Raw genomic sequence first — 24,548 nt, 5'->3', positions numbered from 1 at the left:
ACCCCCACCGGATCCCGGGCCCCGGGCCCATTCCCGTACGGGTTTTCATTTTTCGGCAGCGCTACGCGTGTAGATGTCTCCCTGGCACGATAACTTCGCCCCGCCCTGCCCTCCCCGCTCCCACTCCTTCCGGCCAAGGAGAGTGCGTCATCAACGCGTCCAGCCCCCCTGCCGTAGAACTGCACGGCATCACCAAGCGATTCCCCGGCGTCGTCGCCAACAAGGACATCGCCATCACGGTCCGCAAGGGCACCGTGCACGCCCTCATCGGCGAGAACGGCGCCGGCAAGTCGACCCTCATGAAGATCCTCTACGGCATGCAGAAGCCGGACGAGGGCACCATCGCCGTCGACGGCGAGCAGGTCACCTTCTCCAGCCCCGGTGACGCCATCGCGCGCGGCATCGGCATGGTGCACCAGCACTTCATGCTCGCCGACAACCTCACCGTCCTGGAGAACGTCGTCCTGGGCGGCGAGAAGCTCTACGGCATCGGCGCCAAGGCGCGGAAGAAGATCCAGGAGATCTCCGACGCGTACGGGCTCGGGGTCCGCCCCGACGCCCTCCTGGAGGACCTCGGCGTCGCCGACCGGCAGCGCGTGGAGATCCTCAAGGTCCTCTACCGAGGCGCGAAGATCCTCATCCTCGACGAGCCGACTGCCGTCCTCGTCCCACAGGAGGTCGACGCGCTCTTCGACAACCTGCGCGAGCTCAAGTCCGAGGGCCTCACGGTCATCTTCATCTCGCACAAGCTGGGCGAGGTCCTGAAGGTCGCCGACGACATCACCGTCATCCGCCGGGGCACCACGGTCGGCACCGCCGACCCGAAGACCGCCACCACCAAGCAGCTCGCCGAGCTGATGGTCGGCAGCGAGCTGCCCTCGCCGGAGACCCGCGAGTCGACGGTCACCGACGTGGCCATGCTCACGGTCGAAGGCCTGACGCTGCTGGAGAGCGGCGCCTCCGGCGCCCCGCTGACCACCGCCGCCCCGGCCGACCCGTCGGTCACCGTCACCGTGCACGAGGAGGCCGCCACCGGCCGCAAGCTCCTCGACGACATCTCGCTCACCATCCACAAGGGCGAGATCCTCGGCATCGCCGGTGTCGAGGGCAACGGCCAGACCGAGCTCATCGAGGCCCTGATGGGCATCGCCAGCCCCGACACGGGCGTCATCACCCTCGACGGCGACGACATCTCCAAGACCTCGGTGCGCAAGCGCCGCGAGGGCGGCATCGGCTACATCCCCGAGGACCGCCACCGCCACGGCCTGCTCCTGGAGGCCCCCCTCTGGGAGAACCGCATCCTCGGCCACGTCACCGAGGCCCCCAACTCCAAGCGCGGCATCCTCGACCCGAAGGCCGCCCGCAAGGACACCGAGCGGATCGTGCGCGAGTACGACGTCCGCACGCCCGGCATCGACGTCACCGCGTCCTCCCTCTCCGGCGGCAACCAGCAGAAGCTGATCGTCGGCCGCGAGATGAGCCACAACCCCAAGTTCCTGATCGCCGCCCACCCCACCCGCGGTGTGGACGTCGGCGCGCAGGCGCAGATCTGGGACGCGATCCGGGACGCCCGCCGCGAAGGCCTCGCGGTGCTGCTGATCTCCGCCGACCTCGACGAGCTGATCGGCCTCTCCGACACCCTCCGTGTCATGTACCGCGGCAAGCTGGTCGCCGACGCCGACCCCGCCACCATCACGCCCGAGCAGCTGGGCTCCGCCATGACCGGCGCAGCCACCGGCCGCCTCGAAGGCACCGAAGAGCAGCCCGAAGACGGTGACGCCCGATGATGAAGATCGACAAGGACAAGCTGATCATCGGGGCCGCCGGCCCGGTGCTCGCCCTGGTCACGTCCTTCGTGCTCACCGTCCTGGTGCTGCTCGCGACGGGCCTGGACCCGATCGAGCCGATCCGGCTGATGATCGAGAACGCCGGGTACTCCGACGTCCAGGTCCTCATCGTCAACCAGACCGGGATCTACTATCTGGCAGCCCTGGCCGTGGCCATCGGCTTCCGGATGAACCTCTTCAACATCGGCGTCGAGGGCCAGTACCGCCTCGCCGCGATGGTCTCGGCCCTGGTCGGCGCGGCCGTCGACCTGCCCGGTCCGCTGCACATCCTGCTGATCGTGATCGTCGCCATCGCGACCGGTGCCATCTGGGCCGGCATCGCGGGCATCCTGAAGACCACCCGGGGCGTCTCCGAGGTCGTCTCCACGATCATGCTCAACGCCATCACCACCTCCCTGGTGGCCTGGCTCATCCTGCCGAAGAACTTCGGCGTCCAGCCCGCCGGCTCCAACGACCTCACCACCGGTCAGATCGCCGAGTCCGGCTGGTTCCCCGGCATCGACATGGGCGACGGCGGCCAGATCTACGGCTTCACCTTCGTCGCGCTCGCGCTCGGCGTCGTCTACTGGTTCGTCCTCAACCGCACCCGCTTCGGCTTCGACCTGCGCGCCACCGGTGAGAGCGAGTCCGCGGCCCAGGCCAGCGGCGTCGACGCCAAGAAGATGATCCTCACCGCGATGCTGATCTCGGGCGGCCTGGCCGGTCTGGCCGGCATGCCGATCCTGCTCGGCGAGTCGCACACGTACAGCCTGGCCTTCCCGGTCAACGTCGGCTTCACCGCCATCACCGTCGCCCTGCTCGGCCGCAACCACCCGGTCGGCATCCTCTTCTCGGCCCTCCTCTTCGCGTTCCTCGACAAGGCGTCCTCGAACCTCGACGTCTCGGGTTACCCGAAGGAGATCACCCAGATCATGCAGGGCATCATCGTGATCGCCGTGGTCGTCTCCTACGAGCTCGTCCGCCGTTACGGCACCCGCCGCCAGCAGCAGAAGGTCGGCGAGGAGCTCGCCGCCGGCGGCGCCATCAAGACCGACAAGGAGGTCTCGGCATGAGCACCGGCACTGTCGCCAAGCCGAGCGCCGCGCCCAAGAAGGCCGGACGCCGCAAGCTGACCTGGCCCTGGATCCTGCTGATCGTCGCGGCCGGCCTCGTCCTCTTCTCGCTCGTCCGCGTCGTCTCCGGCGCCGACGACCTCACCTCCGTCGGCCAGATCTCCGGCGCCCTCCAGCTCGCCGTGCCGATCGCCATGGCCGGTCTCGGCGGCCTGTGGGCCGAGCGCGCGGGCGTCGTCAACATCGGCCTCGAAGGCATGATGGTGCTCGGCACCTGGTTCGGCGCCTGGGCCGGCTACCAGTGGGGCCCGTGGACCGGCGTCGTCGTCGGCATCCTCGGCGGCGCGCTCGGCGGCCTCCTGCACGCGATCATCACCGTCACGTTCAACGTGAACCACATCGTCTCCGGTGTGGCGATCAACATCCTGGCGGTCGGCTTCACCCAGTACCTGTCGAACTTCACCTTCGACAAGGCCGAGGGCGGCTCCTCCAAGCAGTCCCCGCGCATCGACCCGATCACCGACATCACCATCCCAGGACTCTCGGACTGGCTGATGGACCTCCAGCAGAAGCACTGGTTCCTGATCTCGGACATCGCCGGCATCCTCGGCGGCCTGGTCACCAACCTGTCGCTGCTGACGATCGTGGCCGCCCTGCTCATCCCGGCCACCTGGTGGATCCTGTGGCGCACGGCCTTCGGCCTGCGGCTGCGCTCCTGCGGTGAGAACCCGGTCGCGGCCGAGTCCCTGGGCGTCAACGTCTACAAGTACAAGTACATCGCCGTCGTCGTCTCCGGCGGCCTCGCCGGCCTCGGCGGCGCGTTCCTCGCGATCGTCTCCACCGGCATCTACCAGGAGGGCCAGACCGGCGGCCGCGGCTACATCGGTCTCGCCGCGATGATCTTCGGCAACTGGATGCCCGGCGGCATGGCGCTCGGCGCGAGCCTCTTCGGCTTCACCGACAGCCTCAAGCTGCGCGGCGGCGCCGAGAACGTCCACGCGCTGCTGCTGCTCGTCGCGCTGCTCCTGGTGATCGCCGCCCTCTGGCAGCTGTACAAGAAGAAGTACGTGGTCGCGGCCGTCTCCGCCGGCTTCTCCGTCGCCTTCTTCCTCTGGTACTTCCTGACCGACGAGGTCCCGAGCCAGTTCGTCGACGCCGCCCCGTACATCACCACCCTGCTCGTGCTCGCCCTCTCGGCGCAGCGCCTGCGGATGCCGAAGGCGGACGGCCTGCCGTACCGCAAGGGCGAGGGCAAGTGACGACGGCGCCCGACTGGGACCTGCTCCGGGAGACCGCCCGCGAGGCGATGTCGCACGCGTACGCCCCGTACTCGGGCTACCCGGTCGGCGCGGCGGCCCTCGTGGACGACGGGCGGGTGATCTCCGGCTGCAACGTGGAGAACGCCTCCTTCGGCCTCGCCCTGTGCGCCGAGTGCGGCCTCGTGTCGCAGCTCCAGGCGACCGGGGGCGGCCGGCTCACGCACTTCGTGTGCGTGGACGGCCGGGGCGAGTCCCTGGTCCCGTGCGGGCGCTGCCGGCAGCTCCTGTACGAGTTCGGCGGCCCCGAGCTCGTCCTGGAGACCCCGGCCGGGTTCCTGACCCTGGCCGAGATGCTTCCGCAGGCCTTCGGCCCGGACCACCTCGCCAAGTAGTTCCTCGGAGCGGCCCTTCCGGCACGATGGGAAGGGTCGCTCCCCCCTTTCCCCTCTATGCGCGTAGAAAGAGGCACCACCATGGACGTCATCTCCGTCATCCGCACGAAGCGGGACAAGGGCGAGCTGAGCCCGGAGCAGATCGACTGGGTCATCGACGCCTACACCCGCGGTGTGGTAGCCGACGAGCAGATGTCGGCCCTGGCCATGGCCATCCTGCTGAACGGCATGAACCGTGCGGAGATCGCCCGCTGGACCGCCGCCATGATCGCTTCCGGCGAGCGCATGAACTTCGACTCCCTCTCCCGCCCGACCGCCGACAAGCACTCCACCGGCGGCGTCGGCGACAAGATCACCCTCCCGCTCGCCCCGCTCGTCGCCGCCTGCGGCGCGGCCGTGCCGCAGCTCTCCGGCCGGGGCCTCGGCCACACCGGCGGCACGCTCGACAAGCTGGAGTCCATCCCGGGCTGGCGCGCGCTGCTCTCCAACGAGGAGATGCTGCACGTCCTCGACACCACGGGCGCGGTCATCTGCGCGGCGGGCGACGGCCTGGCCCCGGCGGACAAGAAGCTGTACGCGCTCCGCGACGTCACGGGCACGGTGGAGGCGATTCCCCTCATCGCCTCGTCGATCATGTCGAAGAAGATCGCCGAGGGCACCGGCTCGCTCGTCCTCGACGTCAAGGTCGGCACCGGCGCCTTCATGAAGAACATCGAGGACGCGCGTGAGCTGGCGCGGACCATGGTCGGTCTCGGCACCGACAGCGGCGTGAAGACCGTCGCGCTGCTCACCGACATGTCCACCCCGCTGGGCCTGACCGCCGGCAACGCGCTGGAGGTCCGCGAGTCGGTCGAGGTCCTCGCGGGCGGCGGCCCGGCGGACGTCGTCGAGCTGACCGTCGCGCTCGCCCGCGAGATGCTCGACGCGGCCGGCATCAAGGACGCCGACCCGGCGAAGGCGCTCGCGGACGGCTCGGCGATGGACGTCTGGCGCCGGATGATCGCGGCGCAGGGCGGCGACCCGGACGCGGCCCTGCCGGTCGCCCGCGAGCAGCACGTCGTCACGGCCCCGTCGACCGGCGTCCTCACCCGCCTCGACGCGTACGACATCGGCATCGCCGCCTGGCGCCTGGGCGCGGGCCGTGCCCGCAAGGAGGACCCGGTGCAGGCGGGCGCGGGCGTCGAGCTCCACGCGAAGCCGGGCGACACGGTGACGGCGGGCCAGCCGCTGCTGACCCTCCACACGGACACCCCGGAGAAGTTCGACTACGCCCTGAAGTCCCTGAACGACTCGTGGGACATCGCGGCCGAGGGCACGACGTTCACCCCGAACCCGATCGTGCTGGACCGCATCGCCTGAGACCGGGGATCCCGAGGGAGCCGGTGGGAGGCGCCTACACCGGACGCACCGGCTCCCCGAGCAACCCCGGCAGCTCCCGCATGTCGTCGAAGACGGTCGTGCGGGGGCCCGTCAGGCGGTCCGCGCGGGTCAGGCCGCCGCAGTAGCCGAAGGCGCGCATGCCGGCGGCGCGGGCGGCCTGGACGCCGTACGGGCTGTCCTCGACGACCGCGCAGCGCTCCGGCGGGACGCCGATGGACGCGGCCGCGTGCAGGAAGAGGTCCGGGGCGGGCTTGCCGCGGGCGACGTCGCGGGCGCTGAACACGCGGCCCTCGAAGCGGTCGAGCAGCCCGGCCCGGCCCAGGTTCTTCCGGATGGTGGGGTGGCTGCCGTTGGAGGCGAGGCAGTACGGGACGGACAGGGCGTCCAGGACGTCGACGACGCCCTCCACGGCGGTCAGCTCCGCGTCGAGGGCGTCCTCGTACCGCTGCCTGAAGGGGGCCTGCCAGCCGGGTTCGAGGGGCCGGCCCCGCCGCTCCTCGACGATCGCGGTGAGCATCTCGTGCGAGGAGCCCACGAAGTACTCGGCCATCTCCGCCTCGGTGAACTCGGCACCGAGGGAGGCGAAGACCTCCCGGTCCACCCGGCAGTAGATCCGCTCGCTGTCCACCAGAACGCCGTCACAGTCGAAGATCACCAGTTCGACAGGCTCAAGAGTCATGATCGCGAGCCTAGCGATGAGTTCCGCCGGCCCGGACGGTCGTACGGAACGTGGACACCAGTCAGCCCCTCGTCGTGACCCTGCCCGCCCGGCCCGGTCGGGAGGACGTCGCCCGGCTCTGCGCCGAGCTCGCCGCCGCCCCGCCCGGTGAGGTCGTCTGCCGGGTCGGCGCGCTCGCACGCGCCGACCTCGCCGCCGTCGACGCCCTCGCCCGGCTGAAGCTCGCCGCCGGACGGCGGGGCCACCGGATCCGCTTCGAGGGCGCGGGCCCCCAGCTGCGGACCCTGCTCCGCCTCACCGGGCTTGACGAGACCCTGGATCTCTAGGCCTCCAGCCGTGCCGGGAGGTCGAAGAGCGGGAACCAGCGCTCGGTGTCCAGGAAGAAGTCCATCCCGCCGACCTTGCCGTCCCGCAGCTCCAGGACGATCAGCGCCCACGGGCTGAAGCCGCCCGCCGGGTCCGGGTGGTACTGGGCGAAGGCCGGGGAGCCGTTCGCCACGGTCGGCACGAGCCGGGAGCCCGCGCAGACCTCGCCGACGCCCAGCATCCAGCCGACGATGTCGTCGTGGCCGCGGAGCCACAGGTCGTACGGCGGCATGGACATCGTCGCGTCCTCGTGGAGGAGCGCCGTCAGCGCCTTCATGTCGTAGCCCTCGAAGGCGGCGACATAGCGCTCCAGGAGCGCCTGCTGCTCCTCGTCCAGCGGGTTCGCCGGGTCGGAGGCGGCCGGCGCCTGCTCGGCGAGGGTCGCGCGGGCCCGCTGGAGGGCGCTGTTGACCGAGGCGACGGAGGTGTCGAGGAGCTCGGCGACCTCGCTCGCCTTCCAGGCGAGCACCTCGCGCAGGATCAGCACGGCCCGCTGCTTGGGCGGCAGGTGCTGGAGCGCGGCCACGAACGCGAGCCGCACGGTCTCACGGGCGACGGCCGCTTCCGCCGGGTCGCCGACCGAGGGCATCACCCGGCCGTCGGGGACGGGCTCCAGCCAGGTGATCTCCGGCTGCTTGACGAGCTGCGCCTGCGCCACCGGGGTCGGGGAGGTCAGATCCATCGGCCGTGCCCTCCGGTTGCCGGCGTTCAGCGCGTCCAGGCAGACGTTGGTGGCGATCCGGTAGAGCCAGGACCGCAGTGAGGAGCGGCCCTCGAAGGAGTCGATGGCCTTCCAGGCGCGGACCATGGTGTCCTGCACCGCGTCCTCCGCCTCGAAGGAGGATCCGAGCATCCGGTAGCAGTAACCGGTCAGCTCCCTGCGGTACTTGTCGAGTTCCTCGGTCGTCGCCGTCGCGGCGTCGCTCATCGGGTCCACACCCCACTCACCCCTCACCGGCACCCGTTCGGTGCCGGTGAGAGGGAAGCTACCGCAGGGGACCGACAGCCGGGGTCAGGTTCCCGGCTTGCGCCCGTAGACGAAGACGTCGTCCCCGTTCCTGAGCAGGTTCCAGTACGCCTTCGCGTCCTTCGACGTCATGTTGACGCAGCCGCCGGAGCCCGGCGGGTTCCACATGGACTTGGTGGTCGAGTGGAAGGCCTGGCCGCCGTCGAAGAACTGCGAGTACGGCATGGAGACGTGGTAGAGCGTCGACCAGTGGTTGATGTTCCGCCAGTAGATCTTCTTGGCGCCCGTACGGGTCTCGGTGCCGTCCTTGCCCGTGCGGACCGGCACCGGCCCGTACTTCAGGCGCGAGCCGTCCTGGATCCAGCTCAGCTGGCGGGTCAGGTCGACGCAGGCGATCCGGCCCTTGTTGGTCGGACACCTGCGGTCCTTGTTGGGGTTCGACCCGGCCGCCTTCTGCTGGATCATCGTGTTCATGGTGCGCCAGGTCAGCGGCCCGGCGTACCCCACGGACGGGGTGATGCCGTGCTTGCGCTGGAAGGCCTGGATGGCCTGGCAGTCGCCGAGCGACTGGCGCCCGTCGACCGTCCGTCCGAGGAACTTCTCCACCTGCTTCTGGTACGGCCCCGTCGTCACGTTGCAGGACGCCGCCTGCGCCGGGGCCGTACCGAGCGCGATCGTCATCGGCACCACGAGCGACGTGATCCCGGCGGCGATGCCCGCCCTTCTGCCTATGCGTTGCGTGATTCTGTTCATGATCGTCAACTCCCCCTAGAGTCCCTGTCCTTGAGGACGTACGGGGGAGTGTGAAAGGTTGCAGCACGGGAGGGCAATCCCGCGTGCGCCTTCTGTCCTGTCTCAGACCGCGGCCGGATGCAGCCGGCGCTCCGCGACCCGGGCGCTGTGCGAGCCGTACAGGGTGACCGAGACGACGCCGAGGACCGCGACCAGGCCGATGAGGACCGTGCCCGCCCAGCCGCCCGCGTGGAAGGCGATCGCGCCGAGCGTGCCGCCCGCGCTGCTGCCCAGGTAGTACGCGGACTGGTACAGCGCCGAGGCCTGCGCGCGGCCCGTCTTCGCCGTGCGGCTCACCGAGGAGGAGGCGACCGCGTGCCCGGCGAAGAATCCGGCCGTGATCAGGACCAGGCCCACGAGGACCAGGGCGAGGGAGTCGGACAGCGAGAACAGCAGGCCCGCCGCCGTCGTCGAGACCGCCAGGTACAGCGCCCCGCGCCGGCCGAGCCGTCCGACGAGCCGGCCCGCGGCCGCCGAGGCGACCGTGCCGACCAGGTAGATCAGGAAGATCGACCCGATCACGCCCTGCGGGAGCGAGAACGGAGCCTCGACCAGGCGGTAGCCGATCACCGTGTACACGGCGCCGAAGACCGTCATGAACAGCGCGCCGATCACGTAGAGCCGCATCAGCAGCGGGTCGGCGAGGTGACCCCGGACGGTCCGGGCGAGCGCCTTCGGGTTCAGGGTGCCGGGGGTGAAGTGCCGGGCCTTCGGGAGCAGCGCCCGGAAGGCGAGCGCGCACACCAGGGAGGTCAGGCCGACGGCGGCCAGACCCGCCCGCCAGCCCCACATCTGCGCGACCCAGCCGGTCACCAGCCGGCCGCTCATGCCGCCGATCGAGTTGCCCGCCACGAAGAGGCCGATCGCGGCGACCAGCGCCTTGGGCCGCACCTCCTCGGCGAGGTACGCCATCGCCGAGGCCGGGAGTCCGGCGAGCGCGGCGCCCTGGATCGCGCGGAGGGCGATCAGGGACTCCAGGTTCGGGGCCAGGGGCACGAGGAGCGCGACGGCGACCGCGATCGTGAGGGAGGCGATCATCATCGTGCGCCGGCCGAAGCGCTCCGAGAGGGCGCTGAGCGGCAGTACGCAGAGGGCGAGGGCGCCGGTCGCGGCGGAGACCGTCCAGGAGGCGGCGGACGCGGTGGCGCCGAACTCGGCCGAGATGGCCGGGAGGAGGGCCTGCGTGGAGTAGAGGAGGGCGAAGGCGGCCAGTCCGGCGGCGAAGAGCGCGAGGCTCATCCGGCGGTGGCCGGGGGCGCCGGGGGCGAGGCGGGTGTCGGCGGACGCGGTGGTGGCGGCCGCCTTGGTACTGGCGGAAGGCATGTCACGAACGTAGGACGCTCCGCTTCATGCGTCCAATGCACGGAACTGCTGTAATCGTTCCCATGGTGCATGAGTACAGGTCGCAGCCTCGCCTGTCACCGAACAGTAACGAAGAAGACATGGGTGCGCTGCTCGCTCCGCGGCTCGCGTACTTCGCAGCCGTCGCCCGGCACGAGCACGTGACCCGTGCCGCGGCCGAGATGGGCGTCCCGCAGTCGACGCTCTCGCGGGCCATGGTCCGGCTCGAACAGGACCTCGGCGTCACCCTCTTCGCCCGGCGCGGCCGCACGGTCTCCCTCACCCCGGCGGGCCGCCGCTTCCTCACCGCCGCCGAGCGGGCCCTCGCCGAGGTGGAGCGGGCCGCCGACACCGTGCGGGCCGACGCCGACCCGACCGCCGGGCGCGTCGCCTTCGGTTTCCTCCACACGATGGGCTCCGAGACCGTCCCCGGACTCATCCGCGCCTTCCGCGTGGACCACCCGAGGATCCGCTTCACCCTCGTCCAGAACTACGGCGAGGCCATGATCGAGCGGCTGCGGGCCGGCGACCTCGACCTCTGCCTGACCTCCCCGGTGCCGGACGCCCCCGACCTGGTGGCCCGGCGCCTGGACGAGCAGCGGCTGCGGCTCGTCGTCCCGGACGACCACCGGCTCGCGGGCCGCAAGCGGGTGCGCCTCGCCGAGGCCGCGGACGAGACCTTCGTGACCCTGGAGCCGGGGTACGGGCTCCGCCGCATCACCGACGACCTGTGCGCGGAGGCCGGCTTCAAGCCCCGGGTCGCCTTCGAGGGCGAGGAGGCCGAGACCCTGCGCGGCCTCGTCGCCGCCGGGCTCGGCGTGGCGCTGCTGCCCCCGCCGGCCGTCCCCCGCCCCGGCGTCGTCGAACTCACCGTCACCGCGCCGCGCGCGGTCCGCGAGATCGGCGTCGCCTGGCTCGACGGCCACCCGGACACCGCCCCGGTGGCCGCCTTCAAGAAGTTCCTCCTCGGCAGGCGCGGCCACCTGCTGCCGAAGGAGCCCTCACCTCCGGCGTGAGCCCCCGAAGCCCGCCGCCAGCGGCATCCGCAGGCCCAGCGGCGGGGGAGCCGCCATCGCGTCGGTCACCGGACGGGCGACCGGCCGGGCGAAGAGGGCGCCGAGCACGAAGTCCGCGGCGAGGGCCCGGACCTCGTCCGCGTACTGGCGCAGCGCGTGTCCGTCCGAGTGGACCTCGAAGCGGCAGGTCTCCCGGTTGGCCTTCTTCGCCCGCTCGGCGAACCGGAACGACAGCTCCGGGTCCGTCCGCGCGTCGTTCGTGCCGTGCACGAGCAGCACCCTGCGCCCCACCAGCTGCCGCACCGGCTCCGGTTCCGCCGCCACGTCGTCCTCCGGCAGCCACGGCGCGAGCGCGAGCACCGCGCTCACCGCCGGATGCCCGGCCGCCCGCAGCGCCGCCCGCGCCCCCATGCCGTGCCCCAGGAGGCAGACCGGTACGTCGCCGTAGAGCCGTACGGCCTCCGCGACCGCCCAGGAGGCGTCCGCCACGAGGTCCGCGTCCGCCCCGTTCCAGCCGCGCGCCCGGTAGCGCACCACGTGCGCAGCGAGTCCCTCGGACCGGCCCGCCCGGACCAGGCCGCGCCCCAGCGGAAGCATCGCCGCGCGCGCCCTCGCGGAGGCCCGTCGTGCCGACACCGGCTCACCGTCCGGCAGGAGCAGCACCACGCCGCCCACCGCCGCCGTCGCCGACCGGGAACTGACGGGACGTCCGAGCCGGGGTCTCCGGGTTTCGGGCGGCCCCACGAGTGCGAAGTGCGCCATGGCAGAACAGTCTCAGAAGCGGAGGTGTACGCCAGCCGTACGCGCGGTCACTGTTACGTATCGTCCGGAGAGCGAACGCCCCTTGTGCCTATACCCGTTCGAACCGGGCCACCGCACCGGTGATCGCGAACCCCTTCCGGCCGTACCAGCGGTGCGGCCAGTCGCCCGCGAACGCGGTGAGGAAGCGGGTCGTGCAGCCCGCGGCCGCGGCCTCGTGGAGTGCCGTGTCCAGCACCCGTCCCGCGTAGCCCTGCCCGAGGTGGGCCTCCACGGTGACCAGGTCCTCGATCTGCGCCACGCCCGTCGCCGGGTCCATGTACAGGTCGACCCAGGCCGCCACCTCGCCCTCCGGGGTGTGCACGGCGAAGAACCGCACGACCTCGGCCCCGCGCCGCCGAGCCAGCCGGCGCTCCACCAGGTCGCGGATGTGCTCCGGCGGCGCCTGCGGGGCGAAGCGCGGCCAGGACGCGGCGACCGGGCCGCGCAGCTCGTCGAAGTCGACCTCCCGGGCCCCGCCGTGCTCCGGCACCGGGCCGTGGTGCGCCATGATCAGCGAGGTGGCGTGCCGGTACCCCGCCTTCTCCATCGGTGCCACGCAGGCGGCGGCGGCCGTCTCGTCGAGGACGTACGCGAAGCGGTACGGGAGATGGCCGAGCGCCTCCTCCGTGTATCCGGCCAGCGCCTCGGGGTCCACCTCCCCTCCGGCGAGCACGTGGTTGTTCCCCCGGGAGTGCCGGTAGGCGTCGTCGAGCACCGCGAAGGCGCCGGGGAACTCGACGGTACGGGCCGCCTGCCGGCGGTGGAAGTCGGACAGGAACCGGTGGATGCGCGGGAGTTCGGGCGCGGTCGAGGTCATGCGGGCAGGCTAGGCGGATCGCTCCTCGTCCCGCCACGAGAAAAACGGCGCCACGAGAGGTGTTCTACGCGCGTAGGGGCTAGAGTGCGGAAATGACGAGCCAGACCCCCAACGTCCCCACCGCGGACCAGATCCGCCGTGCCCCGAAGGTGCTGCTCCACGACCACCTCGACGGCGGACTGCGCCCCGGCACGATCATCGAACTCGCCCGGGAGCAGGGCTACGAGCAGCTCCCCGAGACGGAGCCCGACAAGCTCGGCATCTGGTTCCGCGAAGCCGCCGACTCCGGCTCCCTGGAGCGGTACCTGGAGACCTTCGCGCACACCTGCGCCGTCATGCAGACCCGGGACGCCCTCTTCCGCGTCGCCGCCGAGTGCGCCGTCGACCTCGCCGAGGACGGCGTCGTGTACGCCGAGGTGCGGTACGCCCCCGAGCAGCACCTGGAGGGCGGCCTCACCCTCGAAGAGGTCGTGGAGGCCGTCAACGAGGGCTTCCGCGAGGGCGAGCGGCAGGCCAGGGCCAACGGCCACCGCATCCGGGTCGGCGCCCTGCTGACCGCCATGCGGCACGCCGCCCGCGCCCTGGAGATCGCCGAACTCGCCAACCGCTACCGCGACACCGGCGTCGTCGGCTTCGACATCGCGGGCGCCGAGGCCGGCTACCCGCCCACCCGCCACCTCGACGCCTTCGAGTACCTCAAGCGGGAGAACAACCACTTCACGATCCACGCGGGCGAGGCCTTCGGACTGCCGTCGATCTGGCAGGCGCTCCAGTGGTGCGGCGCCGACCGGCTCGGCCACGGCGTCCGGATCATCGACGACATCGAGGTCGCCGACGACGGCTCGGTCCGCCTGGGCCGCCTCGCGGCCTACGTCCGCGACAAGCGCATCCCGCTGGAGATGTGCCCCTCCTCCAACCTCCAGACGGGCGCCGCGGCCTCGTTCGCCGAACACCCCATCGGTCTGCTCCGCACGCTCCACTTCCGGGCCACGGTCAACACGGACAACCGGCTCATGAGCGGGACGAGCATGAGCCGGGAATTCGAGCTGCTGACCGAGGCATTCGATTACACGCTCGACGACATGCAGTGGTTCACGGTCAATGCGATGAAATCAGCGTTCATTCCTTTCGATGAACGACTCGCCATGATCAACGAGGTCATCAAGCCCGGATATGCCGAGCTGAAGTCCGAATGGCTGTTCCAGCAGACCGCCACGACCAGCGAGTCTTCCCGTACGGAGGGCTGAGAGGCGCCCCGAGGGAGGGCGGGAGCGGCCGGGTCGATACGACACCCGGCCGCTTTTCGGTGTTTGCGGAGGCGACGTTCGCTGGTTAGGTTGCAGAGCCGCTCTCGATTCCCAGGATTTCCCCTCCCGGCTTTCCCCGAAGCCCCCGGATTCCCCAAGGAAGATTTTCTGATGAAGCAGTCTGCCGCCAAGAAGCTCGGTGTCGCCGCTCTCGGTGCCGCTTTCGTCGCCGCCGGTGCCGGCGCGGCCAACGCCGCGCCGTCCCTGCCGCTCGACGCCGACGCGCTGGGCACGGTGACCTCGGCCGTCCCGCTGGGTGACGGCCTCACCACGCTCCCTGACGGCGCCTCCGAGTCCCTCGGTGCCGGACAGGGCGCCCTCGGCCAGGGTGTCGACCAGGGCGTGAAGACCCTCCCGGCCGCCGCCGGCCAGGCCACCCAGAGCCTCCCGCTCGACGCCGCCGCCGGCGGCCTCGGCGCCACCCCGCTCGGCGGCCTCCTCGGCGGCCTGCCGCTGGGCGCCGGCGGCCTCCCGATCGGCTGACACCCGCCGTACACGCCGAAGGGGCGCGCACCCGGATCTCCGGGTACGCGCCCCTTCGGCTGCGTGCGCGACGGCTACCAGGCCGAGCTCGCGGTCTTCTCCGCCGGCAGGAAGATCCACAGACCCAGGTAGATCAGGAACTGCGGACCGGGCAGCAGGCACGAGGCCAGGAAGATCAGACGCATCGTCGTCGCGGAGGTGCCGAAGCGCCGGGCCAGCGCCGCGCACACTCCGCCGAGCACGCGTCCGTCACGGGGGCGGGTCAGTGCGGCCATGGTGGGCTCCTTCGGAGTTCGGTCCGGGAGCCGCTTCTCCGGGCTCCCGATGACTCCATACTGCCGCCGGGAAGGGGGACGAAGCGTCGGTCTAAGGGGCGATCGGGACCCTGGAAATCGTCGGGGTCGCACCCTGAGGCGCCTCGTTCCGCAGCAGGGCGGAACCCCGGCCCGGAGTGCTCCCCCCGGAGGAGGACGGACTCCCCGCCTCCCACCTGCGGCGCAGCCGCGTCCGGCCGGCCGGGACCACCAGGAGATGCGCCAGCGCGACGCCCGTCGTGTTCAGGAGGACCGAGTCCACGTCCACCACCTGACCCGGCACCGCGGTCTGCAGCAGCTCCACGGCCAGCGACACCAACGCGCCCGCCGCGGTCGTCCGGGCCAGCGAGGCCCACCCGGAGACACGGAGCCGTCCGTCGGCCATCGGGAGCAGCACCCCGAGCGGGGCCAGGAGCAGCAGGCCCTCGCCGATCAGCCGGGCGGCCTCGGCGCCGCCGAGCGCGAGATCGGCCCGCAGGCCGTGCAGCGGGATCGTGTTCGGCGCGGTCACCCAGGCCACGTCGCGTGGGCGCAGGCTGACCCAGGCGACGAGCAGCAGATGCGCGAGGAGGAGGACGAACCCCGCCACGCGGACGACCACGGCGGCACTGCCGCCAGAACCTTGACGCTGCACGCCCCCCAAGACGCCCCGTACCGAGGAATCGGTTCCGCCGCGCCCGCGTTGTGGGCAATCGTTCCGCAGGGCGGAACGGGTGGGAACAACGGAAGGCGCCCTTGCCGGCGCCAGAGGCTTCCGCGCCTGAACCCGCACTCCTGGTGCAGTGCGCTCGTGGTGCGGGTCAAGGCACGAAAGGCCTAGGCCCGGCACGGGGCGCCGTCCCGTGTGCCCACCCGTCCCGCCCCAGCGGGACGATTGCCCACACGGGACGGGGTCAGCCCGTTGACGGGGGCGGGGCCGTCGGTGGGGTCGACTCCGGGCGTTCGCGGAGTTCCGTCGTGCACCGGTACCGCTTCGGCGCGTACGCCCCCGGCCCGCCGAGCAGGACCGTGTGGCCGCCCGGGCCCGCCGAGCTCTCCGCGAAGGTGCAGACGAGCTGCGAGAGCGCCGTCGGCGCCAGGTCCTCGGGCTGCCGGCTCAGCCGCAGCGTGCCCGCCGGGTCGCCGCGGTGCCCGCCGGCCACCGTCAGCGGCCCGCGCACCTCGGTCGTGAAACCGGCCTCCCGCTCGCTCTCCGAGGGCTCGGCGAGCAGCTGCGCGAGCAGCCCCCGGGCCGTCCGCACCGGGTCGCCGTCCGCCTTCTCCTCGGGCTGCGGCGACCGGCGGTCCACCGGCTCCAGCTGTGAGCCGCAGACCAGGAAGACCCGGACCGGCACGCCCTGTGCCGCGGTCTCCGTCGTACCGTCCTCGGTCACGCTGCACGGGACCCGGGACGGGGCCGCGCCCGCGTCCACCGGGACCGACGTGGTCCGGATCCCGCAGCCGGTGACCAGCACCGTGAGCGCTGCCGCCAGGACATGGACGCGGCGCCTCACGCTTCCTCCACCTCACCCTGGCTGCTGCGGGTCTGCACCTCGCGCGTGATGCCCGAGGCGTCCAGGGGCAGACGCAGCACGAACACCGCGCCGTCGACCGTCCCGTCCTCGCCGACCGAGTTCGACGCCGTGATCGAACCGCCGTGGATCAGCGCGTTCTCCATGGCGATCGACAGACCGAGCCCGCTGCCTTCGGACCGCGGTCGGGACGCGCTCGCCTTGTAGAAGCGGTCGAAGACGTGCGGCAGCACCTCCTCGGGGATGCCGGGGCCGTGGTCGCGCACCGAGATGACCAGCTCCTCGTCCTCCGTGCGGACCGAGACCCGCACCGGCGAACCGCCGTGCTTGAGCGCGTTCCCGATCAGGTTCGCCAGGATCACGTCGAGCCGGCGCGGGTCGAGCGGCGCCACGATCCCGCGCTCCGCGTCGAGGTCCACCGCGTCCAGCCAAGCCCGCGCGTCGATGCACGCGGTGATCTGGTCGGCGATGTCCACCTCGTCGAGGACGAGCCGCGCGGTGCCCGCGTCGAAGCGGGTCACCTCCATCAGGTTCTCCACCAGGTCGTTGAGGCGCCGGGTCTCGCTCACCACGAGTGCGACCGCCGGGGCGATCATCGGGTCCAGGGAGTCCTGCTCGTCCTCCAGGACCTCGGTGACGGCCGTCAGGGCGGTCAGCGGGGTCCGCAGCTCGTGCGACATGTCGGCCACGAAGCGCCGGGAGGACTCCTCCCGCGCGCTCATGTCCGCGACCTTCTTCTGCAGCGACTCGGCCGCGCTGTTGAACGTACGGGAGAGATCGGCGAGTTCGTCCGCGCCGGTGACCCGCAGCCGGGTGTCGAGCTTCCCCTCGCCGAGCTGCCGGGCCGCCTCGCCGAGCCGGTGCACCGGTCGCAGCACCGTCGTCGCCGCGACCTGCGCGAGCAGTACCGAGCCGGCCACCGCGAGCGCGGTGGCGATCCCCAACGACCAGGCGAGCGAGTTCAGATCGGCCTTCTCCGCGGCCAGCGACTTGAACATGTACCCGGCGGGGCCGCCGCCGTCGATCCGGGTCCCGCCGACCAGGTACGGCGTCCCGTTCCGCTCCGTGCGCTGCCAGAACAGGTGGTACGGGTACGGATTGGCCTCCGTCACCTGCCGCTTCGTGTCCACGGCGTCCTGGAGCGAGCGCGGCACGTCGGCCAGCGTGAAGTCGTCCGGGTCGGAGGCGCCCACGATCGGCTTGCCCGCGGCCCGCTCGCCGAGCAGCAGCACCTGGTAGTCGGCGGCGCTGCCCGCCGCCATCTGCTCGGCGGTCCGCCGCAGGTCGTCCTGGGTGGGCCGGAGCGGCAGCGTCGCCGCCCGGTTCTGCATCTCCTGCCGGAAGTCGTTGAGCGCCCCGTCCTGGGTACGCGTCAGCACCGCCTCGCGGTTCAGCCAGTAGGCGATGCCGGAGGCGGCGACGGCCGCGGTGAGCGCGACGAGGGCGAAGACGACGACGAGCCGGAGCCGCAGGCTCGAGAGCCGCAGCCGTGCGTAGATCCCCTTGCTCACGCAGGGACGTCCAGCCGGTAGCCGACCCCGCGGACGGTACGGATCAGCGTCGGCGAGGACGGCACGTCCTCCACCTTGGCGCGGAGCCGCTGCACACAGGCGTCGACGAGCCGCGAGTCGCCCAGGTAGTCGTGCTCCCACACGAGCCGCAGCAACTGCTGGCGGGACAGCGCCTGTCCGGGCCGCCGGCTCAGCTCCAGGAGGAGTCGCAGCTCGGTCGGCGTGAGCTGGAGGTCCTCACCGTTCTTGGTGACGGTCATCGCCGAACGGTCGATCACCAGCGAGCCGTACGTCGCCGAGTCCGTCGACTCGCGCTCCCCGCGTCGCAGCACGGCCCGGATGCGGGCGTCCAGGACCCGGCCCTGCACCGGCTTCACCACGTAGTCGTCGGCGCCGGACTCCAGGCCGACGACCACGTCGATGTCGTCGCTGCGCGCGGTCAGCAGGATGATCGGCAGCTGGTCGGTCCGGCGGATGCGCCGGCAGACCTCGAAACCGTCGATGCCGGGCAGCATGACGTCGAGCACGACCAGGTCCGGCCGCTGCTCACGCAGCAACTGGAGCCCGTCCTCGCCCGTCGCGGCGGTGGCCACCCGGTGACCCTGCCGGGACAGGGAGAGTTCGAGGGCCGTGCGGATGGCGTCGTCGTCCTCGATCAGCAGCAGAAAAGGCACGTCGTCATTCTGTCCCATGGGGCCGTCCGAGTTCGACCGCTCAGGGACTCGCATCTGTTCCGGCCCCTGTGACACGGCTGTGACAGTCGGCGGACAACGCCATGAAGTCCGGGGGGCAAGCTTCTTGGCACACGGACCGAAACACACTCCAACCGACGGGGGGCGCGAGATGAACGCACTGCACAGCACCACCTCAAGCGCAGTTGTCACGCGTCTCCACGACGTCGTGCGGAGCACGGAGAAGTCCGGCGGTGTGAACGGGCGGGGGTGCGTTCGCAGCGTCGGGCGTCAGCGCAAGGCGCCGTACATGGTGGCCGTTGCTGACGGGGGAGCGGCGTACGGGGAGGTCACGGGGGAGCGCACGGGCTGTTCGGAAGCCGAGTTCACGGCTTACGTCCAGGAGCGTCGTGCCTCCCTGTACGCCACCGCCTACCACCTCACCGGTGACCGTTTCGAGGCCGAGGACCTGCTGCAGAGCGCGCTGTTCTCCACGTACCGCGCCTGGGACAGGATCAGCGACAAGGCCGCGGTCGGCGGGTACCTCCGCCGCACCATGACCAACCTGCACATCAGCGCCTGGCGCCGGCGCAAGCTCAACGAGTACCCGACCGAGGAGCTGCCGGAGACGGTCGGCGAGACGGACGCGATGCGGGGTACGGAGCTGCGCGCGGTCCTGTGGCAGGCCCTGGCCCGCCTGCCCGAGCTCCAGCGGACGATGCTGGTGCTGCGCTACTACGAGGGCCGTACCGATCCGGAGATCGCGGAGATCCTGGACATCAGTGTCGGCACGGTGAAGTCGAGCATCTGGCGCTCGCTGCGGCGACTGCGCGAGGACGAGGTGCTGAGCTTCGGCCGTGACGAGGAGGAGTCCTTCGGCGAGCTGGTGGCCTGAAGGTCGGGGGGACGCACCCTGCGGGGCCACGGGGGAAACGGGGCCTTGGGGGGTACGGGGGAAACACGGGGGACCGTACGGGGGTACGGGGAAAAGCGAAGCGGGTCGTACGAGTCCGGGGGGTCTCGTACGACCCGCTTCGTGCGTTCCGCGTGCGGAGCCGCGGGCCGGGCGGCCGCCGGGTCAGCTCGCCGCGGGCGTGCGGTGGCGGCCGGCGGCGGCCGCCGCGAGGCGGCCCAGGGCTTCCGGCTTCGCGCAGGGGTGGGCGCCCAGGGAGGCCTGGCGGGCGACGATGGCGCGCTCGGCGCGCATCAGGCGCCAGCCGCGGCGGAGCAGCAGGGGGACGGACTTGCGGCCCTCCCGGAGGTCACGGAGGAGCCGGCGGCGGAAGGTCGTCGAGGGGCGGCCGCGCAGGCAGATCGCGTCGGCGAGGACGTCGAGATCGCGGCAGCGGGTCACGATCTCGGCCGCGAAGATGCCCTCCGCGACGAAGAGCGGGGTCCGCGCGATGTCGAGCCGCTCGCGGTCCACCCGGGAGCTGGTGGCGATGTCGTACACGGGGACGTCGGTCCGCCCCGTACGGCACAGCTCGACGATCGCGGCGACGGCGGCGTCCGCGTCCCAGGACCGTGGGGAGTCCCAGTCGACGTCCGCGCTGCCGTCGACGAGCGGGAGCGACGGGTCGCCGGCCTCCTTGTAGAAATCGTCGAGGCGCAGGACCGGGAGGCCGGTGACGGCGGCGAGGGACGACTTGCCGGAGCCGGAGGGGCCCGCGAGCAGGACGACCCGGGTCGGGATCGGTTGGGAACTCACGGAACACCAGTGTGAGGCATTCCCCCGTCCAGGGGACCACCGAGGAAGGCCGTTGGTATCGAGCATCACACCTCGACTACTGTCGGTGCCCGCCCGCTCACCCGCTGGAAGGATCTCCATGGCGCGTCACGCAGACCCCCGGACCCCCCGCCGCAGCGCCCTGCTGAAGGCAGGTCTCACCGTCACTGCGGCGGGTGCCGCGGTGTTCGGCGCGGGGGCCGGGGCGCAGGCCGCCGCCCCGGTGCCGCTGCCCGTCGACTCCCTGAGCAGGACGGACGCCGGCGCGGCCGGTGCGGGCGCGCTGGCGGGCGTCACCCACGGCGTGGGCCCGCTGACCCGGCTCCAGCTCGACCCGCTGGCCAACACCGGCGTCGACCCGCTCGACAACGGCCTCGGCACCCAGGTCGCCGACTTCAAGCCGGTCGGTACGAACCTGGTGACCGACCACGTCACGAAGGGCGGGGCCGTGGCCGACCTTCCGGTGGTCGGTGGCGTCACGCGCGGGCTGCTGCCGTAGCGGGCACGCGGGAGCGGCTCAGCGCCTGGCCCGGCGGAGCCAGGCGGTCGCCGCGCGAGGCTGCTTCAGACGCGCGCGCCACGGGCCGTCCGCCCGCGCGAGGTGGACGAGGAGCGGGCCCTCGGGCAGCTCCAGGGTCTCGCGGCGCCTCCCGATCTCGTTGATGTACCCGGGCCTGGCGTCCGGGAGCACGGTGGGGTCGTCGTGCCCCGCCAGTTCGAAGACGTCGACGATGAAGTTGCTGCTGCCGCGGTAGTGAAGGGCGGCGTCGGCCGTCCCTCCCGTGTGCAGCAGGACGTCCGGGCCCCAGCCCTCCATGGTCTCCTCCGACAGGCGCCGGGCCGCCGCCAGCGGCAGCACCCGTGCCTGCCAGGGCCCGTCCGCCCTCAGCTTCAGCCGCAGGCGCCCGTTCTCGGGGACGACGACGAGCAGGCGGCCGCGGAAGTTCTCCTCCGTGCTGTTGACGAGGAGGTCGTCCTCCTTGTTGTCCGGGGTGAGGGTCCACACCCCGGTGTACCCCTCGGTCCTGAGGGCGAGTTCGACCACGACCGGGCCGGGCGGGAGGCCCTCGACGGAGATCACGTCGTTGCCGGGGCCGGAGAGCGTGTGCGGCTCGAAGAAGGCGCCGAACGTCCAGTCGGCGACGGGCTCCGGGAACGGGGAGAGTGAGGGGGCCGCCGGGACCCGCGCCGGGGGCTCCACGACCTTGGCCACGGCCTGCGGGGGCGACGGCGGGAGGTCCGGTTCGGGGGCCTTGGGCTCGGGGGCCCGGGTCTCCGGGGCCCGGTTCTCCACCGGGGCTTCCTCGGCCGTGTCCACACCGTGGTCCTCCGGCACGTCCACGCCGTGGTCCGGCGCCGCTTCCGCGCCGTGGCCCTCCGGCACGTCCGCGCCGTGGCCCTCCGGCACGTCCACGCCGTGGTCCACCGCCAGGCCGGTGAGGCCGTCCAGGTAGCCCTGGCCGACCGCGCGGAACTTCCAGCCGCCCGCCCGCCGGTACAGCTCCGCGAGGACCATCGCCGTCTCGCCGCCGGCGTCGGTCACCTCGTACCCCACGACCGCCGTGCCGTCCGTCCCGAGGACCGCGACGGACAGTCCCTCGACGTCCCGCAGCGTGCCGCTCTCCGTCGAAGCGACCACCAGGACGCGCGTGATGTCCTCCTCGACCGCCGGGAGGCCGGTCTCCAGCCACACCGTGCCGTCCCCGTCCCCGCCCTCCGACAGCCGTACGGCGCCCGAGGAATGGACCGGCGCACCGTGGAACACGATGTCCGCGTCCCCCCTGACCCGGCCCCCCTCCGCCAGCAGCAGTACCGCGACGTCCACCCCGTTCCGCACGGCGACGCGCAGCGGCGCCGTCGGGACGAAGGCGTTGTCTCCCTTGACCAGTCCCCTCATCATCGTTCGATCTTGGGGTCGACCGGTCCCGCCGGGCAAGACGAAGGCCCCCGGGCAGTGCTGCTGCCCGGGGACCGTCGTGGGGGTGGGACTAGTACGAGGAGCCGCTCGCGCCCAGCGAACCCGTGGGGTGCCAGACCGTCTTCGTCTCCAGGAACGCGGTCATGCGGTCCGTGCCCGGGGACTCGGCGAAGTCCTCGGTACGGGGGCGCAGGACGCGCTTCAGGTTGTCCGCCGCCGCGATCTCCAGGTCGCGGGCGAGGTCGCCCTCGGTCGCGCCCGTCAGGTCGATCGCGTTGACGTCCTGGTGGGCCGCGAGGTGCGGGCCCATCTCGGAGGCCTTGCCGGAGAGGATGTTGACCACGCCGCCCGGCAGGTCGGAGGTGGCGAGCACCTCGCCCAGGGAGAGGGCCGGCAGCGGGGCCTTCTCGCTCGCGATCACGACGGCCGTGTTGCCCGTCGCGATCACCGGGGCGATCACCGAGACCAGGCCCAGGAAGGACGAGTCCTGCGGGGCCACGACCGTGACGACGCCCGTGGGCTCCGGGGTCGACAGGTTGAAGTACGGGCCCGCGACCGGGTTCGCGCCGCCCACGATCTGGGCGATCTTGTCGGTCCAGCCCGCGTACCAGACCCAGCGGTCGATGGCCGCGTCGACGACGGCGGCCGCCTTCGACTTCGACAGGCCCTCCGCGTCCGCGACCTCGCGGACGAACTGGTCCCGGCGGCCCTCCAGCATCTCGGCGACGCGGTAGAGGATCTGGCCGCGGTTGTACGCGGTCGCGCCCGCCCAGCCGCCGAAGGCCTTGCGGGCGGCGACGACCGCGTCACGCGCGTCCTTGCGGGAGGAGAGCGGCGCGTTCGCCAGCCACTTGCCCTTCGAGTCGCTCACCTCGTACACCCGGCCGCTCTCGGAGCGGGGGAACTTGCCCCCGACGTACAGCTTGTAGGTCTTGAAGACACTGAGGCGCGTCGCATCAGACATCGAGGTAGGCCTCCAGACCGTGGCGGCCGCCCTCGCGGCCGAAGCCCGACTCCTTGTAGCCGCCGAAGGGCGAGGTCGGGTCGAACTTGTTGAACGTGTTGGCCCAGACGACACCGGCCCGGAGCTTGTTGGCGACCGCGAGGATGCGGGAGCCCTTCTCCGTCCAGATGCCGGCCGACAGGCCGTACTGGCTGTTGTTGGCCTTCGCGACCGCCTCGTCGGGCGTACGGAAGGACAGCACCGACAGGACCGGGCCGAAGATCTCGTCGCGGGCGATGCGGTGCGCCTGCGTGACGCCCGTGAAGAGCGTCGGGGCGAACCAGTAGCCGGCCGACGGGATCTCGCACGCGGCGGTCCAGCGCTCGGCGCCCTCGGACTCGCCCTGCTCCACCAGCGAGGTGATGCGGGCCAGCTGCTCCGAGGAGTTGATGGCGCCGATGTCGGTGTTCTTGTCGAGCGGGTCGCCCAGGCGGAGCGTCGACAGGCGGCGCTTCAGGCTGTCGAGCAGCTCGTCCTGGATGGACTCCTGGACCAGGAGGCGCGAGCCCGCGCAGCAGACCTGGCCCTGGTTGAAGAAGATGCCGTTGACGATGCCCTCGACGGCCTGGTCGATCGGGGCGTCGTCGAAGACGATGTTGGCGCCCTTGCCGCCCAGCTCCAGGGTCACCTTCTTGTCGGTGCCGGCGATCGAGCGCGCGATGGCCTTGCCGACGGCGGTCGAACCGGTGAAGGCGACCTTGTTCACGTCGGGGTGCGCGACCAGCGCGGCGCCCGTCTCCCCGTATCCGGGAAGGATGTTGACGACGCCCTTCGGCAGCCCGGCCTGGCGGCAGATGTCCGCGAAGAACAGGGCGGAGAGCGGGGTCGTCTCGGCCGGCTTCAGGACGACCGTGTTGCCGGTCGCGAGCGCCGGGGCGATCTTCCACGCCAGCATGAGCAGCGGGAAGTTCCACGGGATGACCTGGCCGGCCACGCCGAGCGGGCGCGGGTTCGCGCCGTAGCCCGCGTGGTCGAGCTTGTCGGCCCAGCCCGCGTAGTAGAAGAAGTGCGCGGCGACCAGGGGGAGGTCCGCGTCGCGGGTCTCCTTGATCGGCTTGCCGTTGTCCAGGGTCTCCAGGACGGCCAGCTCGCGGCTGCGCTCCTGGATGATCCGGGCGATGCGGAAGAGGTACTTGGCGCGCTCGGAGCCGGGCAGCGCCGACCACTTCTCGAAGGCCTTCCGGGCCGCCTTCACGGCGCGGTCGACGTCCTCGGTGCCCGCCTGGGCGACCTCGGCGAGGACCTCCTCGGAGGACGGGGAGACGGTCTTGAAGACCTTGCCGTCGGCGGCGTCGACGAACTCGCCGTCGATGAACAGGCCGTAGCTCGGCGCGATGTCGACGACCGAGCGCGACTCCGGTGCCGGTGCGTACTCGAATGCAGATGCCATGTTGA

26 protein-coding genes are annotated in these 24,548 nt (G+C 71.9%); 11 read left to right on the top strand and 15 right to left on the bottom strand.

What is annotated here, in order from left to right:
* Positions 1 to 149 precede the first annotated feature (149 nt).
* From IE237_RS03305 to IE237_RS03285, 5 genes are all read left to right on the top strand, one after another.
* Positions 150 to 1,787 (top strand): ABC transporter ATP-binding protein, encoded by a 1,638-nt coding sequence (locus tag IE237_RS03305; protein WP_189800670.1) that lies wholly within the window; start codon positions 150 to 152, stop codon positions 1,785 to 1,787.
* Positions 1,784 to 2,899 carry an ABC transporter permease gene (locus IE237_RS03300; RefSeq protein ID WP_189800255.1) on the top strand — a complete coding sequence of 372 codons (1,116 nt, stop codon included), beginning with the start codon at positions 1,784 to 1,786 and terminating at the stop codon, positions 2,897 to 2,899. The genes IE237_RS03305 and IE237_RS03300 overlap by 4 nt, the downstream gene beginning before the upstream one ends.
* Positions 2,896 to 4,158 carry an ABC transporter permease gene (locus IE237_RS03295; RefSeq protein ID WP_189800254.1) on the top strand — a complete coding sequence of 421 codons (1,263 nt, stop codon included), beginning with the start codon at positions 2,896 to 2,898 and terminating at the stop codon, positions 4,156 to 4,158. The genes IE237_RS03300 and IE237_RS03295 overlap by 4 nt, the downstream gene beginning before the upstream one ends.
* Positions 4,155 to 4,550 (top strand): cytidine deaminase, encoded by a 396-nt coding sequence (locus IE237_RS03290; protein ID WP_189800253.1) that lies wholly within the window; start codon positions 4,155 to 4,157, stop codon positions 4,548 to 4,550. The genes IE237_RS03295 and IE237_RS03290 overlap by 4 nt, the downstream gene beginning before the upstream one ends.
* A gap of 81 nt (positions 4,551 to 4,631) precedes the next feature.
* Positions 4,632 to 5,909 carry a thymidine phosphorylase gene (locus IE237_RS03285; protein ID WP_189800252.1) on the top strand — a complete coding sequence of 426 codons (1,278 nt, stop codon included), beginning with the start codon at positions 4,632 to 4,634 and terminating at the stop codon, positions 5,907 to 5,909.
* A gap of 34 nt (positions 5,910 to 5,943) precedes the next feature.
* On the opposite strand, the gene IE237_RS03280 is transcribed toward IE237_RS03285, so the two are convergent.
* Positions 5,944 to 6,609 carry an HAD family hydrolase gene (locus IE237_RS03280; RefSeq protein ID WP_189800251.1) on the bottom strand — a complete coding sequence of 222 codons (666 nt, stop codon included), beginning with the start codon at positions 6,607 to 6,609 and terminating at the stop codon, positions 5,944 to 5,946.
* Between the two features lie 50 nt (positions 6,610 to 6,659).
* Between IE237_RS03280 and IE237_RS03275 the strand changes: the two genes are divergently transcribed.
* Positions 6,660 to 6,935, top strand: a complete 276-nt coding sequence (locus IE237_RS03275) for an STAS domain-containing protein (protein WP_189800250.1) — start codon at positions 6,660 to 6,662, stop codon at positions 6,933 to 6,935.
* Here IE237_RS03275 and IE237_RS03270 read toward each other — a convergent pair.
* The 3 genes from IE237_RS03270 to IE237_RS03260 form a co-directional block, all read right to left on the bottom strand.
* Positions 6,932 to 7,903, bottom strand: a complete 972-nt coding sequence (locus tag IE237_RS03270) for a sigma-70 family RNA polymerase sigma factor (RefSeq protein ID WP_189800249.1) — start codon at positions 7,901 to 7,903, stop codon at positions 6,932 to 6,934. The genes IE237_RS03275 and IE237_RS03270 overlap by 4 nt on opposite strands.
* An 84-nt stretch (positions 7,904 to 7,987) precedes the next feature.
* Positions 7,988 to 8,695 (bottom strand): L,D-transpeptidase family protein, encoded by a 708-nt coding sequence (locus tag IE237_RS03265; protein WP_189800248.1) that lies wholly within the window; start codon positions 8,693 to 8,695, stop codon positions 7,988 to 7,990.
* 102 nt (positions 8,696 to 8,797) lie between these two features.
* Positions 8,798 to 10,057, bottom strand: a complete 1,260-nt coding sequence (locus tag IE237_RS03260; RefSeq protein WP_189800247.1) for an MFS transporter — start codon at positions 10,055 to 10,057, stop codon at positions 8,798 to 8,800.
* Between the two features lie 62 nt (positions 10,058 to 10,119).
* On the opposite strand from IE237_RS03260, the gene IE237_RS03255 reads away from it, so the two are divergent.
* Complete coding sequence (locus tag IE237_RS03255; RefSeq protein WP_189800246.1) at positions 10,120 to 11,091, top strand: LysR family transcriptional regulator; 972 nt, start codon at positions 10,120 to 10,122, stop codon at positions 11,089 to 11,091.
* Here IE237_RS03255 and IE237_RS03250 read toward each other — a convergent pair.
* Positions 11,077 to 11,853 carry an alpha/beta hydrolase gene (locus IE237_RS03250; RefSeq protein WP_189800245.1) on the bottom strand — a complete coding sequence of 259 codons (777 nt, stop codon included), beginning with the start codon at positions 11,851 to 11,853 and terminating at the stop codon, positions 11,077 to 11,079. The genes IE237_RS03255 and IE237_RS03250 overlap by 15 nt on opposite strands.
* 88 nt (positions 11,854 to 11,941) lie before the next feature.
* Entirely contained in the window at positions 11,942 to 12,709 is a 768-nt protein-coding gene (locus tag IE237_RS03245) for a GNAT family N-acetyltransferase (protein ID WP_189800244.1), read from the bottom strand.
* Positions 12,710 to 12,801: 92 nt separating this feature from the next.
* Between IE237_RS03245 and IE237_RS03240 the strand changes: the two genes are divergently transcribed.
* Entirely contained in the window at positions 12,802 to 13,956 is a 1,155-nt protein-coding gene (locus IE237_RS03240; protein ID WP_189800243.1) for an adenosine deaminase, read from the top strand.
* 171 nt (positions 13,957 to 14,127) lie between these two features.
* Positions 14,128 to 14,499 (top strand): hypothetical protein, encoded by a 372-nt coding sequence (locus IE237_RS03235; RefSeq protein ID WP_189800242.1) that lies wholly within the window; start codon positions 14,128 to 14,130, stop codon positions 14,497 to 14,499.
* Between the two features lie 74 nt (positions 14,500 to 14,573).
* Here the strand turns inward: IE237_RS03235 and IE237_RS03230 are convergent, their stop codons facing one another.
* The 5 genes from IE237_RS03230 to afsQ1 form a co-directional block, all read right to left on the bottom strand.
* Complete coding sequence (locus tag IE237_RS03230) at positions 14,574 to 14,774, bottom strand: PspC domain-containing protein (protein WP_189800241.1); 201 nt, start codon at positions 14,772 to 14,774, stop codon at positions 14,574 to 14,576.
* A 91-nt stretch (positions 14,775 to 14,865) separates the two neighbouring features.
* Complete coding sequence (locus tag IE237_RS03225) at positions 14,866 to 15,447, bottom strand: VanZ family protein (RefSeq protein WP_189800240.1); 582 nt, start codon at positions 15,445 to 15,447, stop codon at positions 14,866 to 14,868.
* Between the two features lie 259 nt (positions 15,448 to 15,706).
* A complete protein-coding gene (locus tag IE237_RS03220) occupies positions 15,707 to 16,306 on the bottom strand; it encodes a hypothetical protein (RefSeq protein ID WP_189800239.1) in 600 nt (199 codons plus the stop codon).
* Complete coding sequence (locus IE237_RS03215) at positions 16,303 to 17,835, bottom strand: ATP-binding protein (RefSeq protein WP_189800238.1); 1,533 nt, start codon at positions 17,833 to 17,835, stop codon at positions 16,303 to 16,305. The genes IE237_RS03220 and IE237_RS03215 overlap by 4 nt, the downstream gene beginning before the upstream one ends.
* Positions 17,832 to 18,509: a two-component system response regulator AfsQ1 gene (afsQ1, locus tag IE237_RS03210; RefSeq protein WP_017239746.1), complete on the bottom strand. Its 678-nt coding sequence runs from the start codon at positions 18,507 to 18,509 to the stop codon at positions 17,832 to 17,834. Before afsQ1 ends, IE237_RS03215 begins: the two co-directional genes overlap by 4 nt.
* Positions 18,510 to 18,678: 169 nt before the next feature.
* Here afsQ1 and IE237_RS03205 point away from each other — a divergent pair, with 169 nt between their 5' ends.
* Positions 18,679 to 19,401 carry a SigE family RNA polymerase sigma factor gene (locus IE237_RS03205; protein WP_189800237.1) on the top strand — a complete coding sequence of 241 codons (723 nt, stop codon included), beginning with the start codon at positions 18,679 to 18,681 and terminating at the stop codon, positions 19,399 to 19,401.
* A 183-nt stretch (positions 19,402 to 19,584) separates the two neighbouring features.
* Here the strand turns inward: IE237_RS03205 and IE237_RS03200 are convergent, their stop codons facing one another.
* On the bottom strand, positions 19,585 to 20,280 hold the full coding sequence (locus tag IE237_RS03200; protein ID WP_189800236.1) for an ATP-binding protein: 696 nt from the start codon (positions 20,278 to 20,280) through the stop codon (positions 19,585 to 19,587).
* Between the two features lie 52 nt (positions 20,281 to 20,332).
* Here IE237_RS03200 and IE237_RS03195 point away from each other — a divergent pair, with 52 nt between their 5' ends.
* Complete coding sequence (locus IE237_RS03195) at positions 20,333 to 20,731, top strand: hypothetical protein (RefSeq protein ID WP_189800235.1); 399 nt, start codon at positions 20,333 to 20,335, stop codon at positions 20,729 to 20,731.
* 18 nt (positions 20,732 to 20,749) lie between these two features.
* Here IE237_RS03195 and IE237_RS03190 read toward each other — a convergent pair whose 3' ends face one another.
* From IE237_RS03190 to IE237_RS03180, 3 genes are all read right to left on the bottom strand, one after another.
* Entirely contained in the window at positions 20,750 to 22,132 is a 1,383-nt protein-coding gene (locus IE237_RS03190) for a TerD family protein (protein ID WP_229842220.1), read from the bottom strand.
* An 88-nt stretch (positions 22,133 to 22,220) separates the two neighbouring features.
* Positions 22,221 to 23,114 (bottom strand): aldehyde dehydrogenase family protein, encoded by an 894-nt coding sequence (locus IE237_RS03185; protein ID WP_189800234.1) that lies wholly within the window; start codon positions 23,112 to 23,114, stop codon positions 22,221 to 22,223.
* Entirely contained in the window at positions 23,107 to 24,543 is a 1,437-nt protein-coding gene (locus tag IE237_RS03180; protein ID WP_189800233.1) for an aldehyde dehydrogenase family protein, read from the bottom strand. The genes IE237_RS03185 and IE237_RS03180 overlap by 8 nt, the downstream gene beginning before the upstream one ends.
* Between the last annotated feature and the right edge of the window lie 5 nt (positions 24,544 to 24,548).

Origin of the sequence: Streptomyces tanashiensis, from assembly GCF_014648895.1 — a bacterium.
Lineage (GTDB): Bacteria > Actinomycetota > Actinomycetes > Streptomycetales > Streptomycetaceae > Streptomyces > Streptomyces tanashiensis.
The sequence above is the reverse complement of the archived record's forward strand: the minus strand, read 5'-3'. Positions and strand labels throughout refer to the sequence as shown.

What these genes read in the sequence shown, in the direction of transcription:
- IE237_RS03300 (WP_189800255.1), top strand. Translation starts at nt 1,784, where the DNA reads ATGATGAAGATCGACAAGGACAAGCTGATCATCGGGGCCGCCGGCCCG.
- IE237_RS03295 (WP_189800254.1), top strand. Translation starts at nt 2,896, where the DNA reads ATGAGCACCGGCACTGTCGCCAAGCCGAGCGCCGCGCCCAAGAAGGCC.
- IE237_RS03285 (WP_189800252.1), top strand. Translation starts at nt 4,632, where the DNA reads ATGGACGTCATCTCCGTCATCCGCACGAAGCGGGACAAGGGCGAGCTG.
- IE237_RS03280 (WP_189800251.1), bottom strand. Translation starts at nt 6,609, where the DNA reads ATGACTCTTGAGCCTGTCGAACTGGTGATCTTCGACTGTGACGGCGTT.
- IE237_RS03270 (WP_189800249.1), bottom strand. Translation starts at nt 7,903, where the DNA reads ATGAGCGACGCCGCGACGGCGACGACCGAGGAACTCGACAAGTACCGC.
- IE237_RS03265 (WP_189800248.1), bottom strand. Translation starts at nt 8,695, where the DNA reads ATGAACAGAATCACGCAACGCATAGGCAGAAGGGCGGGCATCGCCGCC.
- IE237_RS03260 (WP_189800247.1), bottom strand. Translation starts at nt 10,057, where the DNA reads ATGCCTTCCGCCAGTACCAAGGCGGCCGCCACCACCGCGTCCGCCGAC.
- IE237_RS03255 (WP_189800246.1), top strand. Translation starts at nt 10,120, where the DNA reads ATGGTGCATGAGTACAGGTCGCAGCCTCGCCTGTCACCGAACAGTAAC.
- IE237_RS03250 (WP_189800245.1), bottom strand. Translation starts at nt 11,853, where the DNA reads ATGGCGCACTTCGCACTCGTGGGGCCGCCCGAAACCCGGAGACCCCGG.
- IE237_RS03245 (WP_189800244.1), bottom strand. Translation starts at nt 12,709, where the DNA reads ATGACCTCGACCGCGCCCGAACTCCCGCGCATCCACCGGTTCCTGTCC.
- IE237_RS03240 (WP_189800243.1), top strand. Translation starts at nt 12,802, where the DNA reads ATGACGAGCCAGACCCCCAACGTCCCCACCGCGGACCAGATCCGCCGT.
- IE237_RS03235 (WP_189800242.1), top strand. Translation starts at nt 14,128, where the DNA reads ATGAAGCAGTCTGCCGCCAAGAAGCTCGGTGTCGCCGCTCTCGGTGCC.
- IE237_RS03230 (WP_189800241.1), bottom strand. Translation starts at nt 14,774, where the DNA reads ATGGCCGCACTGACCCGCCCCCGTGACGGACGCGTGCTCGGCGGAGTG.
- IE237_RS03205 (WP_189800237.1), top strand. Translation starts at nt 18,679, where the DNA reads ATGAACGCACTGCACAGCACCACCTCAAGCGCAGTTGTCACGCGTCTC.
- IE237_RS03200 (WP_189800236.1), bottom strand. Translation starts at nt 20,280, where the DNA reads ATGCTCGATACCAACGGCCTTCCTCGGTGGTCCCCTGGACGGGGGAAT.
- IE237_RS03195 (WP_189800235.1), top strand. Translation starts at nt 20,333, where the DNA reads ATGGCGCGTCACGCAGACCCCCGGACCCCCCGCCGCAGCGCCCTGCTG.
- IE237_RS03190 (WP_229842220.1), bottom strand. Translation starts at nt 22,132, where the DNA reads ATGATGAGGGGACTGGTCAAGGGAGACAACGCCTTCGTCCCGACGGCG.
- IE237_RS03185 (WP_189800234.1), bottom strand. Translation starts at nt 23,114, where the DNA reads ATGTCTGATGCGACGCGCCTCAGTGTCTTCAAGACCTACAAGCTGTAC.
- IE237_RS03180 (WP_189800233.1), bottom strand. Translation starts at nt 24,543, where the DNA reads ATGGCATCTGCATTCGAGTACGCACCGGCACCGGAGTCGCGCTCGGTC.